This window comes from Bacillus sp. SW14 (genome assembly GCF_047608225.1).
Classification (GTDB): domain Bacteria; phylum Bacillota; class Bacilli; order Bacillales; family Bacillaceae; genus Bacillus; species Bacillus subtilis_G.
This window is the reverse complement of record NZ_JBLKRW010000001.1, coordinates 2600035-2616696: the sequence shown is the minus strand read 5'-3', so window position 1 is coordinate 2616696 and position 16662 is coordinate 2600035. Positions and strand designations below refer to the sequence as shown.

General features: G+C 45.4%; 15 protein-coding genes and 1 riboswitch. Of the genes, 14 read left to right on the top strand and 1 reads right to left on the bottom strand.

Features of this window, described 5'->3' with window-relative positions:
- Positions 1–96 precede the first annotated feature (96 nt).
- Positions 97–202, top strand: a riboswitch (SAM riboswitch).
- 154 nt (positions 203–356) lie between these two features.
- The 7 genes from ACMX2I_RS13445 (at position 357) to sirC (ending at position 6064) form a co-directional block, all read left to right on the top strand.
- The gene (locus ACMX2I_RS13445; protein WP_148961866.1) at positions 357–1058 is read left to right on the top strand and encodes a phosphoadenylyl-sulfate reductase; all 702 of its coding nucleotides are present in this window, start codon (positions 357–359) and stop codon (positions 1056–1058) included.
- Between the two features lie 11 nt (positions 1059–1069).
- Complete coding sequence (cysP, locus tag ACMX2I_RS13440; protein WP_414957199.1) at positions 1070–2134, top strand: sulfate permease; 1065 nt, start codon at positions 1070–1072, stop codon at positions 2132–2134.
- A gap of 48 nt (positions 2135–2182) precedes the next feature.
- Positions 2183–3331: a sulfate adenylyltransferase gene (gene sat / locus ACMX2I_RS13435; RefSeq protein WP_414957198.1), complete on the top strand. Its 1149-nt coding sequence runs from the start codon at positions 2183–2185 to the stop codon at positions 3329–3331.
- Between the two features lie 12 nt (positions 3332–3343).
- Positions 3344–3931, top strand: coding sequence for an adenylyl-sulfate kinase (cysC, locus tag ACMX2I_RS13430; RefSeq protein ID WP_414957197.1), 588 nt, complete (start codon positions 3344–3346; stop codon positions 3929–3931).
- A gap of 102 nt (positions 3932–4033) precedes the next feature.
- Positions 4034–4807, top strand: coding sequence for a uroporphyrinogen-III C-methyltransferase (gene cobA / locus ACMX2I_RS13425; RefSeq protein ID WP_289347161.1), 774 nt, complete (start codon positions 4034–4036; stop codon positions 4805–4807).
- 2 nt (positions 4808–4809) lie between these two features.
- Positions 4810–5595 carry a sirohydrochlorin chelatase gene (sirB, locus tag ACMX2I_RS13420; protein WP_414957196.1) on the top strand — a complete coding sequence of 262 codons (786 nt, stop codon included), beginning with the start codon at positions 4810–4812 and terminating at the stop codon, positions 5593–5595.
- Positions 5576–6064: a precorrin-2 dehydrogenase gene (sirC, locus tag ACMX2I_RS13415; protein ID WP_414957195.1), complete on the top strand. Its 489-nt coding sequence runs from the start codon at positions 5576–5578 to the stop codon at positions 6062–6064. The genes sirB and sirC overlap by 20 nt, the downstream gene beginning before the upstream one ends.
- Positions 6065–6306: 242 nt before the next feature.
- Here sirC and rqcH read toward each other — a convergent pair whose 3' ends face one another.
- Entirely contained in the window at positions 6307–8019 is a 1713-nt protein-coding gene (rqcH, locus tag ACMX2I_RS13410) for a tRNA modification protein RqcH (RefSeq protein WP_414957194.1), read from the bottom strand.
- 119 nt (positions 8020–8138) lie between these two features.
- Here rqcH and ACMX2I_RS13405 point away from each other — a divergent pair, with 119 nt between their 5' ends.
- The 7 genes from ACMX2I_RS13405 to priA all read left to right on the top strand — a co-directional run bounded on the left by ACMX2I_RS13405 (position 8139) and on the right by priA (position 16659).
- Positions 8139–10811 (top strand): calcium-translocating P-type ATPase, SERCA-type, encoded by a 2673-nt coding sequence (locus ACMX2I_RS13405; RefSeq protein WP_414957193.1) that lies wholly within the window; start codon positions 8139–8141, stop codon positions 10809–10811.
- Between the two features lie 81 nt (positions 10812–10892).
- Positions 10893–11768 (top strand): YicC/YloC family endoribonuclease, encoded by an 876-nt coding sequence (locus tag ACMX2I_RS13400; protein ID WP_414957192.1) that lies wholly within the window; start codon positions 10893–10895, stop codon positions 11766–11768.
- A 76-nt stretch (positions 11769–11844) separates the two neighbouring features.
- Positions 11845–12114 (top strand): extracellular matrix/biofilm regulator RemA, encoded by a 270-nt coding sequence (gene remA / locus ACMX2I_RS13395; RefSeq protein ID WP_003154355.1) that lies wholly within the window; start codon positions 11845–11847, stop codon positions 12112–12114.
- Positions 12115–12121: 7 nt separating this feature from the next.
- Positions 12122–12736, top strand: a complete 615-nt coding sequence (gene gmk, locus ACMX2I_RS13390; RefSeq protein ID WP_394714881.1) for a guanylate kinase — start codon at positions 12122–12124, stop codon at positions 12734–12736.
- A gap of 3 nt (positions 12737–12739) precedes the next feature.
- A complete protein-coding gene (rpoZ, locus tag ACMX2I_RS13385; protein WP_087992101.1) occupies positions 12740–12943 on the top strand; it encodes a DNA-directed RNA polymerase subunit omega in 204 nt (67 codons plus the stop codon).
- Positions 12944–13024: 81 nt separating this feature from the next.
- A complete protein-coding gene (coaBC, locus tag ACMX2I_RS13380) occupies positions 13025–14245 on the top strand; it encodes a bifunctional phosphopantothenoylcysteine decarboxylase/phosphopantothenate--cysteine ligase CoaBC (RefSeq protein ID WP_414957191.1) in 1221 nt (406 codons plus the stop codon).
- On the top strand, positions 14242–16659 hold the full coding sequence (gene priA, locus ACMX2I_RS13375) for a primosomal protein N' (protein ID WP_414957190.1): 2418 nt from the start codon (positions 14242–14244) through the stop codon (positions 16657–16659). The genes coaBC and priA overlap by 4 nt, the downstream gene beginning before the upstream one ends.
- Positions 16660–16662: the final 3 nt, after the last annotated feature.

The window sequence follows — 16662 nt, the reverse complement described above, 5'->3', positions numbered from 1 at the left end:
GAAAACAGGCCTTGCAGCCTGTTTTTTTATTAATCCTATAAAAAAAGTCGGGTTGACTTATGTTAGAATTGTGCTAAAATTTACTACAAATCTAAAAACTTATCAAGAGCGGCTGAGGGACTGGACCTATGAAGCCCGGCAACCTGCACAGTTTGTAAGGTGCTACTTCCAGCAAAATGAATTCCATTTTGAAAGATAAGGGCTACATGCTGTTCCTGTCTTTCTTTCCGCCGGATTGAAAGTTTTTTATTTTAAGAGGAAAAAAGGCTGACTGCGATAACCGCAGCCGCGCATTACAATTGGTAAAAGACAACCAGCAGAAAGCTACTGTTGTCTCCGAAAGGAGGAAAGAAGAAATGTTAACGTACGATAATTGGGAAGAACCAACGATTACATTTCCGGAAGACGATCCTTATAAAGGAGCGCTGTCAGTTTTAAAGTGGGCATACGGCCATTACGGCAATCAGCTTGTTTATGCATGCAGTTTCGGAATTGAAGGAATCGTTCTGATTGACTTGATTTATAAAGTGAAAAAAGACGCAGAGATTGTGTTTCTTGATACAGGGCTTCATTTTAAAGAAACATATGAAACGATTGAACGAGTGAAAGAGCGTTATCCTGGTCTTCATATCATCCTGAAAAAACCAGACCTTACCCTTGAACAGCAAGCCGGTGAATATGGTGACAAACTGTGGGAAAGAGAACCGAATCAATGCTGCTATCTCAGAAAGATCGTTCCTTTAAGAGAGGCGCTTTCGGGACATCCGGCCTGGCTTTCCGGTCTGCGCCGCGATCAAGGGCCAAGCCGTGCCAATACGAATTTCTTAAACAAAGATGAAAAATTCAAATCAGTAAAAGTATGCCCGCTTATCCATTGGACTTGGAAAGACATTTGGAGATACACATCCCGGAATGAGCTGGACTACAATCCGCTTCATGACCAAGGTTATCCAAGTATTGGCTGCGCGCCTTGTACGGCTCCTGCTTTTACCGCAGAGGATTTACGCTCAGGCAGATGGAATGGCATGGCGAAAACAGAATGCGGACTGCATGAATAAGGAGCTGCAAAATGGAACTAGCCGCTATTTTATTTAGCTTGTTTTTCGCGATGAATATTGGTGCAAGCGGCGCTGCAGCTTCGATGGGAGTTGCTTACGGCTCTGGAGCCATCAGAAAGAAAACCTACGCTTTGATCCTATGCGCAGTCGGTGTGCTTGCTGGGGCGGTCATTGGCGGGGGGGAGGTTGTAAAAACCATCAGTTCCGGAATTATCCCCGAGCAGACGATTACACTGACGATTGTTTGCATTATTATTGGAGCCGCTGCGCTGTCGCTCTTTACGGCTAATCTGCTCGGCATTCCTTTGTCGACAAGTGAAGTAACAGTCGGCGCTGTTGTCGGCGTGGGAGTCGCTTACAAAGTATTGTTTGTGAACAGCCTTCTGGTCATTGTGTCGTTTTGGGTTTTTGTCCCGCTGTTCGCTTTCGGCTTCACATATTTCGTATTTAAGCTGTTTCGTTATTTTAAGATTGAAATTAAATCTTCTAAAAAGCAAAAACTCCTTGGCATTGCATTGTTAGGTGCCGGATTTTTCGAAGCGTTCTCTGCCGGCATGAACAACGTGGCGAATGCCGTTGGCCCGTTAGTGGCGGCCGGTGTGCTGGATGTCGCGAAAGGAACTTTGTACGGAGGAGCGTTTGTTGCTCTTGGCGCGCTGTTATTAGGCCGGCGTGTGTTAGAAACAAACGGGAAGAAAATTACGAGATTCTCAAAAGGAGAAGGCATTCTCTTATCCGGTACGGGAGCGGGACTGGTGATCATCAGTTCGGTATTTGGGATGCCGGTGCCTTTGGCGCAAGTCACTTCATCGTCTATTATCGGAATAGGCATGGCAAAAAACGGTCCGAATGTGTTCCATAAACAAGTTGTTCAAACGATGCTGAAGGTATGGATTGTATCGCCGTTTTTATCTTTATCGATTTCTTATATGCTTGTATCCTTGTTTTTAAAAGCGGATTATTATTCAATCTTTATTATGGTAAGCGTGCTCTTAGCGACGGTCGGTGCCGTCAGCCTGATGAAGGCCATACGTAAAGAGAGACGCTCTGTCCACGAACAAGGCGGGGGAATCTGATCATTAATCTGAGTTTTTTTATATGTTAACTAGGAGGAAATAGATATTATGAGTTTAGCACCTCACGGAGGAACATTAGTAAACAGAGTAGATGAATCATTTGATGTAAGCAGCATTCAAAAAGAAATTGAACTTGATTTAATTTCTTTTGCCGATTTAGAGTTGATTGGAATCGGCGGCTACAGCCCGATCGAAGGCTTCTTTAATGAAAAGGATTACGTATCTGTTGTGGAAAACATGCGTCTTTCTTCCGGTGTTGTCTGGTCTCTGCCGATCACGCTCCCGGTAGGCGCGCAAAAAGCAGCTGAACTGTCAGTCGGTGAAACGGTAAAGTTAACGTATGAAGGAGACACATACGGCGTTATCCAAATTGAAGACCTGTACGTGCCAGACAAACAAAAAGAAGCGGTCAATGTGTACAAAACCGATGATCAGGAACACCCGGGTGTTAAAAAGCTGTTCAGCCGCGGCGATACATATGTCGGCGGACCGATCACATTGATTAAAAAAGCTTCAAAACAGTTCCCTGAATTTACGTTTGAACCGGCAGAAACAAGACGCCAGTTTGCGGAAAATGGCTGGGAAACAATTGTCGGTTTCCAAACAAGAAATCCTGTTCACAGAGCACATGAATACATTCAAAAAACGGCTCTTGAAACAGTAGACGGTTTGTTCTTAAACCCGCTGGTAGGTGAAACAAAATCTGATGACATCCCAGCTGATGTGCGGATGGAAAGCTACCAAGTGCTTCTTGACAATTATTATCCGAAAGACCGCGTGTTCCTCGGCGTCTTCTTAGCGGCGATGCGTTATGCAGGACCGAGAGAAGCGATTTTCCACGCGCTTGTCAGAAAGAACTACGGCTGCACGCATTTCATCGTCGGCCGCGACCACGCGGGTGTAGGTGACTATTACGGAACATATGAAGCACAGGAGCTGTTTGACACATTTAAACCTGAAGAGCTCGGGATTACACCGCTGAAATTCGAGCACAGCTTCTTCTGTGAAAAATGCGGGAATATGGGAACCGCGAAAACTTGCCCTCACGGCAGAGAGCATCACGTGATTTTATCAGGCACTAAGGTAAGAGGCATGCTGAGAGACGGTGTGCTGCCGCCTGCTGAATTCAGCCGCGCAGAAGTCGTAGAAGTGTTAATCAAAGGGATGAAGAAAAAAGAAGAAGCAGGCGTATCTTAAGGAGGACTGGCAGTGACAAATCGCGATATCGTATGGCATGAAGCCTCTATTACAAAAGAGGAGTACCAGCAAAAAAACAAGCATAAAAGCTCTATTCTCTGGCTGACAGGGTTAAGCGGTTCAGGCAAATCAACCATTGCCAATGCCGCTGCGAGAGAATTGTTTGAGCTGGGCTACCAAGTCATTGTGCTGGACGGGGATAATATCCGTCACGGCTTAAATAAGGATCTTGGTTTTTCAGATGAAGACCGTAAAGAAAACATCCGCCGAATCGGAGAGGTGGCAAAGTTGTTTGTTCAGCAGGGCACCATTGTGATCACTGCTTTTATCTCTCCTTTCCGCGAGGACAGAGAACAGGTTCGCCAGCTTGTAGAAGCAGGCGAATTCAATGAGGTATACATTAAATGCGACCTCGATATTTGTGAACAAAGAGATCCGAAAGGGCTCTACAAAAAAGCAAGAAACGGGGAAATTCCCTTCTTCACAGGAATTGATTCTCCTTATGAAGAGCCGGAAGCACCGGAGCTTGTTCTTGATTCAGGACAATATGACCGTGAAGCGTGTAAAAACCAGCTGATCGAGTTTGTCAAAAAAAATTGAGCTAGTATGATCTGCTGTGTTCTTCTCAGATGCCGGAATGCAAGCGAGAACAACATTACAGCGAATGTTCTGGAAGAACTCGAATAGATCGGGGGAAATACGATGGGGAAAGTATATATTGTAGGAGCGGGTCCCGGAGACCCTGATCTGCTGACAATTAAAGCGCTGAAAGCCATTGAAAAAGCTGATGTCATCTTATATGACAGATTAGTAAATAAAGAGATTTTACAATATGCCAAAGAGCAAGCAGACCTGATCTACTGCGGGAAGCTTCCAGATTTTCATACGATGAAGCAAGAAACCATCAATCGATTTCTTGTGAAGTATGCGCAAAAAGGAAAAACCGTTGTCAGACTGAAAGGCGGAGACCCTTTTGTGTTCGGCAGAGGGGGAGAAGAAGCGGAATGCCTCTCAGAAAACGGAATTCCGTTTGAAATCATCCCCGGCATTACGTCAGGAATTGCGGCAGCTGCCTATGCCGGGATTCCTGTTACTCATCGTGATGCGGGCTCTAACGTCGCTTTTGTAACGGGTCATTATAAAAAAGAAGAGGATTTTGAGGAAAAGTGGAAAGCGCTGGCTACAGGAATTGATACACTTGTTATCTATATGGGTATCAAAAACATACAGCAGATTGAAAGAAAGCTCCTTGAAAACGGCCGGGACGGATCTACGCCGGCAGCCTTTATTCACTGGGGAACAACGGACAAGCAAAAAACTGTTTTTTGTACAGTTGATACCCTTTCAGAAACGGTGATAAAAGAGGACATTAAAAATCCGAGTTTAATTGTCATTGGAAATGTTGTAAATTATCACTATAAGCTGGAATGGTTTGAGTCTGAACTGAAAAAACAAGATTTAAGCGAGGCGTTGTAAAAATGAAACAAGCAATTTTATATGTCGGCCACGGCAGCCGGGTGAAAAAGGCGCAGGAAGAAGCCGCGGCCTTTTTGGAAGGATGCAAGGCGCACGTCTCTGCGCCTGTACAGGAAATCAGCTTTTTAGAGCTTCAGGAGCCGACAATTGAGACAGGGTTTGAAGCATGTGTGAAACAAGGCGCCACTCATATCGCAGTGGTGCCTCTGCTTCTTTTAACAGCTGCGCATGCAAAACATGATATTCCGGAAGAAATTGCGCATGCCGCATCTCGATATCCTTCGGTTCGCGTTTCATACGGAAGGCCGATCGGGATTGACGAAGAAGTAGTCAAAGCCGTATACCACCGAATGAAAGACATAGGTGTTTCGTATGAAAATGCCAGAGTCGTGCTCATCGGAAGGGGAAGTTCAGATCCCGAAGTCAAAAGAGATGTAACTGGTATTGCCAACCTTCTTCAAAATATGATTCCGGTCAAGGAGGTCATCCCGTGCTTTTTGACAGCATGCGGCCCGAATTACAAAGAGATTTTTTCAGAACTTAAAGAAGATGCCGGCATAACAACCTTTATCGTTCCCTATTTGCTTTTTACGGGCATGCTGATGAATGAAATCGAACGAGAGGTTCAGGAATTAAAGGCTGTTAATCCGAATGTTTACCTCTCCTCCTATATCGGTTTCCACCCTCACGTGAAAAACGCATTTTTGAATCGTGTGAGCGAAACCGCTGCAAACCCTGAAGGACAATTTGATTTTGACGGAGGTTCATATGCTCCCGCTGCACATTAGCTTGGAGAAGAAAAAGGTTGTCATTGCAGGAGGCGGCGGCATCGCTCTCAGAAGACTGAAAACGGTGCTCTCAGAGGGAGCTGATATTACGCTTGTCAGTCCGGATGTTGAACCGGAAATCAAGCAGATGGCAGACAATCGCCGCATCAGATGGGTCAGCCGTACGATTGAAAAAGAAGATTATCTCGATGCGTTTTTGATTATTGCCGCAACGGATAATGCGGCAGTCAACAAAGAGATTGCTCAAACCGCTTCGCCATTTCAGCTTGTCAATTGTGTCAGTGATGCTGAACTTGGCGATGTGTACATACCGAAAATCGTAAAAAGAGGGCATGTTACGGTATCTGTTTCTACAAACGGAGCCAGCCCAAAGCACACAAAGGAGCTGGCTGAAAAAGTGGGTGAGCTGATTGACGGCGGTTTTGTCGCTGAAGTTGACAGACTTTATCAGACGAGAAGAAAGAAATAAGCCAGAGCATACAAATGCTCTGGCTTCAGATTGTTGACAAAACCCTAAAACGGTTGCGTTTTAGGGTTTTGTCGTTTTTTCAGCGTGATTGAAAACCCTTGAAGTCTAGGAAGGACGAGCATCGGAGCACAGCGAATGTCGAATTCGTGAGCACCGACGCGCAGGCCTGACAACGAATGCGAGGGTTTGTCGACACGCTGGCCAGAGCATACAAAGCTCTGGCTTTTCTTTATCCATGCGGTTCAGCTTTTTTTCAGCTTGATGACAGTATCAGCATCAGGTGTGACAAAGACGGTATGCTGGCTATCATAGGTGACGAAGCCGGGCTTCGCGCCGTTCGGTTTTTTGACATGCCTGATTTTTGTATAGTCTACAGGCACTGAACTTGAATCTTTAGCTTTTGAAAAATAAGCAGCAATCGTCGCGGCTTCCATGATTGTTTGCTCATCCGGCTCGCTGCTTCTGATCACAACGTGGGAGCCTGGAATATCCTTCGTGTGAAGCCAAATATCGTCTCTGGCTGCGGCTCTTGTCGTTAAATACTCATTTTGGCGGTTGTTTTTACCAACTAAAATTGTCAGGCCCGAAGAGGATTCATATGTTTCCAAAACCGGGTTGTGCGGTTTTTGTTTTTTCTGTCCTTTTTGCTGCTTAGGGCGTAAATATTTGCCTTCTACAAGCTCCTCCCTGATTTCGCTAATATCTCGAGGAGAAGCGGATGAAAGCTGCTGAATCAGCTGATCAAAGTATTCAATCTCTTCCTGTGCCAGTCTGATTTGCTCCTCGACAACTGCGACCGAATTTTTTGCTTTCTGATACTTCGTGAAGTAGGCCTGTGCGTTTTCAGAAGGCGATTTGTTAGGATTTAAAGGAATCGTGATTGTCGGACTTTTTTCATCGTAATAATTAATGACCTCAGCCTGTTTATCACCTTTTTTCAGCCTATATAAATGAGCAGTTAAAAGCTCCCCGTATAGCTGAAATTCCTTCGCGTTTTCCGAATACTCCAGTGTTTTTTCTAATTTTTTGATTTTGTTGGCATTTTTCTTCCGTTCATTGACAACAAACCGTTCAAGGTCCTGTGCCTGTTGTTTAACGCGGTCTCGTTCAGCTTTTCCGAAATAAAAACGGTCGAGCAGCTCGCTTAATGAATCAAACCGGCGCGCTTCACCTTTTAAATGAGTCAGCTCCAGCAGATAAAAATATTCCTTTCCATTTACAGTCGTAATGTTTGGAATGAATCGGTGTTCTTTTACTTTCGCAAACAGCTCCAGCAGCGCTTTTGGCAGTGTGACTTTGTTGGCCAGGCCCGCTCTGTGGACCGTTTCTTTGGCAAAGAGCGGAGACACACCTGAAAAGTGGTCGACAATTTGTTTATCAAGCCGACCTTCTTGAAAACTGAGATGACGCAAAATGTGATCTTCTGTCGCCTCGAACGGCGAGATTTTGTTCTGGGCCGGCGGAAGCTTATAATCGTGGCCGGGCAGTACTGTACGGTAGCTGTTCATTGACGGAGATAAATGCTTAAGTCCGTCGATGATCAGATTTTCAGTTCCATCTGTCAAAATGATATTGCTGTGGCGTCCCATAATTTCCACATAAAGCTTCCGAACTGTTTCATCGCCTATTTCGTTCCGGCTTTTAATATGAAAAATCATAATGCGGTCTAAGCCCGCTTGTTCAATTTTCTCAATAAATCCGCCTTCGATATGCTTTCTCAGCAGCATGCAAAACATTGGCGGTTCGCTTGGGTTTTCATAAGCTTGCGTCGTGATGTGCACCCGTGAATAGCTCGGGTGTGCCGATAATAATAGTTTTTGGTTTTTTCCATTCGCGCGAATGTGAAAAATCACATCATGCTTATATGGCTGATGGACTTTCGTAATTCGCCCGCCCATGATTTTCTCGTTAAGTTCGTGTGTCATTCCGTATGTAAACATGCCATCAAACGACATATGCAATACACCCTCTCATTCTTCCTGCATTCGATAATTATAGCATGAAATGGGACGAGTCAGAATAAGCATGCTTATAGAGTGATATCTCTATAAGAGCAGGGGAGTGGACGAGCGGAATGAAGTTTCATGAAATGGGGCAAACAGATTTACTAGAGGCAACCAATACGTCCATGAAACAAGGATTAACAGAAAAAGAGGTGAAAAAACGCCTCGACAAGCATGGGCCAAACGAGCTAGCAGAAGGGAAAAAAACATCAGCGCTTCTCTTGTTTTTCGCGCAGTTCAAAGATTTTATGGTGCTTGTGCTTCTGGCGGCAACGTTAATCTCAGGATTTCTTGGTGAATACGTAGACGCGGTTGCGATTATTGCGATTGTGTTTGTGAATGGCATACTCGGTTTCTTTCAAGAAAGGCGTGCTGAGCAATCTCTTCAGGCTTTAAAAGAGCTTTCAACACCACATGTCATGGCGCTCAGGGGAGGAAGCTGGATAAAGATTCCTTCTAAAGAACTTGTGCCGGGGGATATTGTGAAATTTACGAGCGGTGACAGAATTGGCGCGGACGTTCGAATTGTTGAAGCGAAAAGCCTTGAAATAGAAGAATCAGCGCTGACCGGGGAATCAATCCCGGTTGTGAAGCATGCCGACAAATTGAAAAAACCGGATGTTTCGCTCGGTGATATTACGAATATGGCATTTATGGGAACGATTGTGACCCGTGGCAGCGGTATCGGGGTCGTCGTCGGAACAGGAATGAATACGGCAATGGGGAAAATTGCCGATATGCTTGAATCGGCGGGGACACTGTCAACACCGCTGCAAAGACGACTGGAGCAGCTCGGGAAGATTTTAATTGTTGTTGCGTTGCTGCTGACGGTACTTGTCGTTGCTGTCGGTGTCATTCAGGGCCATGATCTGTACAGTATGTTTTTAGCGGGTGTGTCGCTGGCTGTAGCTGCTATTCCGGAGGGGCTCCCGGCGATTGTGACAGTGGCGCTGTCACTTGGCGTACAGCGGATGATTAAGCAAAAATCAATCGTAAGAAAGCTCCCTGCGGTTGAAACGCTTGGATGTGCATCTATCATTTGTTCAGATAAAACAGGGACAATGACACAAAACAAAATGACGGTGACACATGTCTGGTCCGGAGGAAAAACATGGAGAGTAACAGGGGCCGGCTATGAACCGAATGGAAGCTTCACACTGAACGAAAAAGAGATTAGTGTCAATGAGCATATGCCGCTTCAGCAGATGCTGCTGTTCGGAGCGCTTTGTAACAACTCCAATATTGAGATAAGAGACGGCGTATATGTGCTTGACGGAGATCCGACAGAGGGGGCGCTGCTTACTGCGGCGAGAAAAGGCGGTTTTTCTAAGGAGTTTGTTGAATCTCATTATCGGGTGATTGAAGAGTTTCCGTTTGATTCTGTACGCAAAATGATGACTGTCATTGTAGAGGATCAGGACAGAAAGAGGTATATCATTACAAAAGGTGCACCGGATGTGCTGATGCAGCGTTCTTCCCGTATTTATTATGACGGCTCAGCGGCTCTTTTCTCTAATGAGAGAAAAGCAGAAACAGAGTCGGTATTAAGACATTTGGCATCCCAGGCGCTCAGAACGATAGCAGTTGCCTACAAGCCGATTAAAGCAGGTGAAACACCGTCTATGGAGCAGGCGGAAAAAGATTTGACGATGCTCGGCCTTTCAGGCATTATTGATCCGCCGCGGCCGGAAGTCAGACAGGCGATTAAAGAATGCCGTGAAGCGGGAATCAAGACTGTCATGATTACAGGCGATCATCTGGAGACCGCTAAAGCGATAGCGAAAGACTTGCGCCTCCTTCCGAAAAGCGGCAAAATCATGGACGGCCGGATGCTGAATGAACTTTCTCAAGAAGAGCTTTCTCATGTGGTGGAGGATGTGTATGTATTTGCACGCGTTTCTCCTGAGCATAAACTGAAAATCGTGAAAGCTTACCAGGAAAACGGGCATATTGTGGCGATGACGGGAGACGGCGTCAATGACGCCCCTGCCATTAAACAAGCTGACATCGGAGTCGCTATGGGCATTACCGGGACAGATGTGGCCAAAGAAGCGTCATCCCTCGTTCTCGCGGATGATAATTTTGCGACGATCAAGTCAGCGATAAAAGAGGGCAGAAACATCTATGAGAATATCAGAAAGTTCATCAGATACCTGTTGGCTTCTAACGTCGGAGAAATCCTTGTCATGCTGTTTGCGATGCTGCTTGCCCTTCCTTTGCCGCTCGTGCCGATTCAGATTTTGTGGGTCAACTTGGTGACGGACGGATTGCCGGCAATGGCGCTCGGCATGGATCAGCCGGAAGGAGACGTGATGAAGCGGAAGCCTCGTCATCCGAAAGAAGGGGTATTTGCCCGCAAGCTTGGATGGAAGGTCGTCTCCAGAGGATTTTTAATCGGAGCTGCTACTATTTTAGCGTTTATCATTGTATATCACCGGAATCCGGAGAATTTAGCTTACGCCCAGACGATCGCGTTTGCAACATTGGTGCTGGCTCAGCTGATTCACGTTTTTGACTGCCGCAGCGAGACCTCTGTTTTTTCCAGAAATCCGTTTGAAAACCTGTACTTAATCGGCGCAGTATTGTCATCCATGTTGCTGATGCTTGTCGTCATCTACTATCCGCCGCTTCAGCCGATTTTTCATACGGTAGCCATCACACCGGGAGACTGGATGCTCGTCATCGGCATGTCCGCCATTCCTACTTTTTTGCTGGCTGGGTCACTTTTGACAAGAAAAAAATAAATTCATATGATATAATCTTAGGGGTAATAGCATGTCTATTGCCCTTTTATTATAGAACAGGGAAGAATTGGGTGTTTTAAAATGATACGAAGTATGACAGGCTTCGGCAGTGCGAGCAAAACACAAGATGATCTCTCTGTAAGCGTTGAACTTAAATCTGTGAACTATAGATTTAAAGAAGTGAACGCTCGTTTGCCAAGGCCTTTGCTATATTTTGAAGATAAACTGAAACAGACCATTCTGCAGCATATCCAGCGCGGAAGAATTGAACTTTTCGTGTCCGTTGACAGCGATATGCTTGTTGAGAAAAGGCTTGAAATTGATTGGCCGCTGCTCGATGAATATGTCGCAGCCGCGGGAGATATGAAGAAGCGGTATCAATTGGCTGCAGAGCCTGAAGTAATGGATTTCTTTAAGCTTGACCATGTCGTCCAGATTCATGAAGAACAGACGCAAAATGACAAGCTGGAGGCGTTAATCACCGCTGCTGCAGAGGAAGCGGTAAAAGGGCTCTGTGAAATGCGTGAAAAAGAGGGGCTGCTTTTAGCAAAAGACTGCCTGATGCATATTGATCAGCTTGAAGAGCTGGTGAATGAAACTGAATTGTTGGCAGCCGATGTCGTATCTCGCTATCGGGAACAGCTGTACGCCAGAATAAAAGAATGGACTGAAGACGTGTTAGACGAGAGCCGGCTTGTAACAGAATGCGCTATTTTTGCAGACCGATCTGATATCTCTGAAGAGATTACCAGACTGAAGAGCCACTTCGCCCAATTTCGTGATATATTAGCTGGTGGAGGAGCTGTCGGGCGCAAACTCGATTTTCTCGTTCAGGAGCTGAACCGGGAAGCAAATACAATCGGCTCAAAAGCAAATGATCATCAGATCACAAAGCTTGTCGTCGAAATGAAAAGTTCTATTGAAAAAATAAAAGAACAAGTGCAAAATATAGAATAGTGACTGTGCGTATTGTTTACAGACGGTCTTACTAGGCTAAACTAGAGACGTCTACTTTACAGGGGGAACGTAGAAGATGACGATTAAACTGATTAATATCGGATTTGGCAATATTATCTCCGCCAATCGGATGATTTCGATTGTCAGCCCGGAGTCTGCGCCAATCAAACGGATGATCCAGGATGCAAGAGACCGCGGAATGCTAATTGACGCTACATACGGGCGAAGAACCCGTGCAGTTGTCGTCATGGATAGTGATCACATTATCTTATCTGCCGTCCAGCCTGAGACAGTTGCACACAGACTTTCTGTTAAAGAAGAAATTATGGATGAAGGGCAGGGGTAGTTGCCGCATGAAAGAAAGAGGGTTATTAATCGTTCTCTCAGGTCCCTCAGGAGTTGGTAAAGGAACGGTTCGGCAAGCGATCTTTTCGCAGGAAGACACAAAATTTGAATACTCGATCTCGGTAACCACAAGAAGTCCGCGAGAGGGCGAAGTGAACGGAGTCGATTATTTTTTCAAAAAGAGAGAAGAATTCGAGCAAATGATTGCAGACAACAAGCTGCTTGAATGGGCGGAGTATGTCGGCAATTATTACGGCACTCCTGTCGATTATGTTGAACAGACGCTTCAAGATGGAAAAGACGTCTTTTTAGAAATCGAAGTTCAAGGCGCTCTTCAAGTGAGGAATGCTTTCCCGGAAGGCCTGTTTATTTTCCTTGCTCCTCCAAGCCTTTCTGAACTGAAGAACAGAATCGTAACACGGGGAACGGAAACAGACGCTCTGATTGAAAATCGAATGAAAGCCGCAAAAGCTGAGATCGAAATGATGGATGCTTATGATTATGTCGTTGAAAACGATAATGTTGAAAAGGCTTGCGATAAGATCAAAGCAATCGTTCTCGCTGAACATTTGAAGCGGGAGCGCGTTGCACCGAGATATAAGAAAATGCTGGAGGTTGAATAACAGATGTTAGATCCGTCGATTGACTCATTAATGAATAAATTAGATTCCAAATATACGCTCGTGACTGTTTCTGCGAGACGTGCGCGTGAAATGCAAATCAAAAAAGACCAGCTGATTGAACATACGATTTCACACAAATATGTAGGCAAAGCTTTAGAAGAAATTGATGCAGGCCTGCTTTCGTTTGAAAAGGAAGACCGCGAATAGTAGCACAAGTAGCAACCTATATCATGTAGGTTGTTATTTTTTTCCGTGCTGTTTTTGTAAAGTGCAGAGGGGGAGAAGTCATTGCTAAACAATCGAAATGTGTTACTTTGTGTGAGCGGAGGCATCGCTGTTTATAAAGCCTGTGCGTTAACGAGTAAGCTGGTTCAAGCAGGAGCAAATGTCAAAGTGATTATGACTGAATCAGCATGCCGTTTCGTCTCACCGCTGACATTTCAGGCATTGAGCCGCCATGAAGTATATACAGATACATTTAAAGAACAAAATCCAACTGTCATATCTCATATTGATGCTGCAGACTGGGCCGACTTGATTATCGTGGCACCGGCTACGGCAAATGTGATTGGAAAATTGGCAAACGGCATCGCTGATGATATGCTGACGACCACGTTGTTAGCGGCAACGGCTCCCGTATGGATCGCGCCGGCGATGAACGTTCACATGTATGACCATCCGGCAGTCAAACGAAATATCTCTGTTCTTTATAAGGATGGTTATCGTTTTATTGAGCCGAGCGAGGGTTATTTAGCGTGCGGTTACGTAGGGAAAGGCAGATTGGAAGAGCCAGAAAATATCGTGGAGCTAGCCGAAAAGCATTTTGCTGAAGAAAAAATTGCTCCTTTGGAGGGCAAACATGTGGTCATTACAGCTGGCCCGACACGGGAAGCGATTGATCCTGTCCGATTTTTCACCAATAAATCAACGGGTAAAATGGGATACGCATTAGCGGGGGCTGCTGTTCAGCTCGGCGCACAGGTAACCTTAATCTCTGGCCCTGTTTCACTTGATCAGCCTAAAGGTCTGGCTCAGTTCATTCCTGTTCAATCTGCTGCGGATATGCGCGATGCGGTGCTCTCTGTGTATGACTCAAGCGATATTGTCATTAAAACAGCTGCGGTAGCCGATTTTACGCCGAAAACCGTATTTGACCATAAAATGAAAAAACAAGACGGCGATATGACCTTTGAATTGACAAGAACGGTTGATATTTTAAGAGAATTGGGCGAGAAAAAGCAGTCCCAGCTTTTAGTTGGTTTCGCCGCTGAAACACAAGACGTTGAACACTATGCGCGCAAAAAGCTCGCCGCTAAAAATCTTGATATGATTGTGGCAAATGATGTGAAAGCAAATGGGGCCGGTTTTGGTGCTGATACGAATATCGTGACAATCTTTTTCGAAGACGGGCGCAAACGCGAGCTTCCGATGATGTCTAAGCTCGATGTTTCTTTTGAAATCCTTCAGGAAATCGCAGTCCTCTCAAAACAAACTGGAGAGCAATCATGAATTTTGCCGAGGTCATCGTTGATGTCAGCACTAAAAATATTGACAGGCCTTTTGATTATAAAATCCCGGACCATCTCAAAGGCATGATTAAAACGGGCATGCGGGTCATTGTTCCATTTGGTCCCCGTAAAATTCAAGGGTTTGTGACAGCTGTGAAAGAAGCATCTGATCTCTCGGGGAAATCTGTCAAGGAAGTAGAGGATTTATTAGATCTTACACCTGTTTTGACAGAGGAGCTGATGAATTTGTCATCATGGCTGTCCGACAAAACGCTGTCTTTTAAAATAACGGCGCTTCAAGTGATGCTGCCTGCCGCATTAAAGGCAAAATATGAAAAAGAACTAAAAATCACACAGGGCGCCGATCTTCCGCCGCAAGTGGATCGGCTGTTTTCTGAAACAAAGACTCTGCTGTATTCAGATATACCCGATCACGATACGCTGAAACTGATTCAAAAGCATGTTCAAAAAGGCAGCATTGACGTGACATATAAAGTCGCGCAAAAAACGAATAAAAAAGTGGTCAGGCATATTCAGGCAAATGCGAATATAGAAGAGCTTGCCAAGCAAGCAGAGGAATTATCCCGCCAAGCAGCCAAGCAGCAGGCGATTCTTCACTTTTTCATCGCTGAGCCGGAAGGTGTAAAAATTCCTGCGGCAGATTTGTGCAAAAAAACGGGTGCAAGCTCTGCGACCATCAAAACCCTTATCCAAAAGGGGCTTTTGAAGGAAAGCTATGAGGAGGTTTACAGAGATCCCTATCAGGATAAAATGTTCAAAAAAACAGAGCCGCTCCCGCTGACAGACGAACAGAGCGCTGCCTTTCAGCCAATACGGCAGACATTGGAAAACGATGAACATAAAGTGTTCCTCCTTCACGGCGTGACAGGAAGCGGAAAAACGGAAATTTATTTGCAATCGATTGAAAAAGTACTGGCGAAAGGAAAAGAAGCCATCGTCCTCGTACCGGAAATATCGCTGACGCCGCAGATGGTCAATCGCTTTAAGGGCCGTTTCGGCTCTCAGGTAGCAGTCATGCACAGCGGATTATCCACAGGGGAAAAATATGACGAGTGGCGTAAAATCCACCGGAAGGAAGTGCGGCTTGTCGTCGGCGCCAGATCGGCTATTTTTGCTCCGTTTGAAAATCTCGGAATGATTATCATCGATGAAGAGCATGAGTCCTCTTATAAACAAGAAGAAATGCCGCGCTATCATGCGAAAGAGGTCGCGATCAAGCGGGCTGAGCATCACAGCTGCCCCGTTGTGTTAGGAAGTGCTACGCCGACATTAGAGTCATATGCACGGGCCCAAAAGGGCGTGTATGAACTTCTTTCGCTGAAGCATCGCGTTAACCAACAGGTGATGCCTGAGGTTTCGCTTGTCGATATGAGAGAGGAGCTCAGAAACGGCAATCGCTCAATGTTTTCAGTTGAATTAATGGAACAGCTTGAAGAAACGATTGCCAAGGGTGAGCAGGCGGTGCTGTTTTTAAATAAAAGAGGCTATTCTTCCTTTGTGATGTGCAGGGATTGCGGATATGTCCCGCAATGTCCGCACTGCGACATTTCCATGACGTATCATCGTTACGGCCAAAGGCTGAAATGCCATTATTGCGGACATGAAGAGCCTGTCCCACATACTTGTCCCGAATGTGCAAGCGAGCATATCCGCTTTTTCGGGACGGGGACACAGCGAGTGGAGGAAGAACTGACAAAAGTTCTGCCAAATGCGAGAGTGATTCGGATGGATGTTGATACGACTTCAAGGAAGGGCGCCCATGAAAAATTATTGTCAGCTTTCGGAGAAGGAAAAGCGGATATTCTTCTCGGAACGCAAATGATCGCGAAAGGGCTTGATTTTCCCAATGTCACACTTGTCGGAGTGTTAAGTGCTGATACAACACTCCATATTCCTGATTTCAGATCGGCCGAAAAAACATTTCAGCTGTTAACGCAAGTCAGCGGCCGGGCGGGAAGGCATGAGAAACCCGGCCGTGTCATCATTCAAACATACACACCGTCCCATTACAGCATCCAGCTGACGAAGTCACACGATTATGAAACATTCTATCAGCATGAAATGGCGCACAGGAGAGAACAATCCTATCCGCCTTATTACTATTTGGCTCTTGTGACGGTTTCTCATGAGGAAGTGGCGAAAGCAGCTGTTACGGCTGAAAAAATCGCTCACTTTTTGAAAGCAAACTGCGGAGCTGACACGAAAATTCTCGGGCCTAGCGCGTCGCCGATAGCCCGGATCAAAGATAGATATCGCTATCAATGCGTGATAAAATACAAACAGGAAACCCAGTTATCCGCTTTATTGAAGAAGATACTGGAACATTATAAACGCGAAATTGAACAAAAGCATGTAATGATTTCAATTGATATGAATCCTTATATGATGATGTAAGAT

What these genes read in the sequence shown, in the direction of transcription:
- ACMX2I_RS13400 (WP_414957192.1), top strand. Translation starts at nt 10,893, where the DNA reads ATGATACGAAGTATGACAGGCTTCGGCAGTGCGAGCAAAACACAAGAT.
- ACMX2I_RS13445 (WP_148961866.1), top strand. Translation starts at nt 357, where the DNA reads ATGTTAACGTACGATAATTGGGAAGAACCAACGATTACATTTCCGGAA.
- sirC (WP_414957195.1), top strand. Translation starts at nt 5,576, where the DNA reads ATGCTCCCGCTGCACATTAGCTTGGAGAAGAAAAAGGTTGTCATTGCA.
- gmk (WP_394714881.1), top strand. Translation starts at nt 12,122, where the DNA reads ATGAAAGAAAGAGGGTTATTAATCGTTCTCTCAGGTCCCTCAGGAGTT.
- sirB (WP_414957196.1), top strand. Translation starts at nt 4,810, where the DNA reads ATGAAACAAGCAATTTTATATGTCGGCCACGGCAGCCGGGTGAAAAAG.
- cobA (WP_289347161.1), top strand. Translation starts at nt 4,034, where the DNA reads ATGGGGAAAGTATATATTGTAGGAGCGGGTCCCGGAGACCCTGATCTG.
- rpoZ (WP_087992101.1), top strand. Translation starts at nt 12,740, where the DNA reads ATGTTAGATCCGTCGATTGACTCATTAATGAATAAATTAGATTCCAAA.
- rqcH (WP_414957194.1), bottom strand. Translation starts at nt 8,019, where the DNA reads ATGTCGTTTGATGGCATGTTTACATACGGAATGACACACGAACTTAAC.
- ACMX2I_RS13405 (WP_414957193.1), top strand. Translation starts at nt 8,139, where the DNA reads ATGAAGTTTCATGAAATGGGGCAAACAGATTTACTAGAGGCAACCAAT.
- priA (WP_414957190.1), top strand. Translation starts at nt 14,242, where the DNA reads ATGAATTTTGCCGAGGTCATCGTTGATGTCAGCACTAAAAATATTGAC.
- cysP (WP_414957199.1), top strand. Translation starts at nt 1,070, where the DNA reads ATGGAACTAGCCGCTATTTTATTTAGCTTGTTTTTCGCGATGAATATT.
- remA (WP_003154355.1), top strand. Translation starts at nt 11,845, where the DNA reads ATGACGATTAAACTGATTAATATCGGATTTGGCAATATTATCTCCGCC.
- sat (WP_414957198.1), top strand. Translation starts at nt 2,183, where the DNA reads ATGAGTTTAGCACCTCACGGAGGAACATTAGTAAACAGAGTAGATGAA.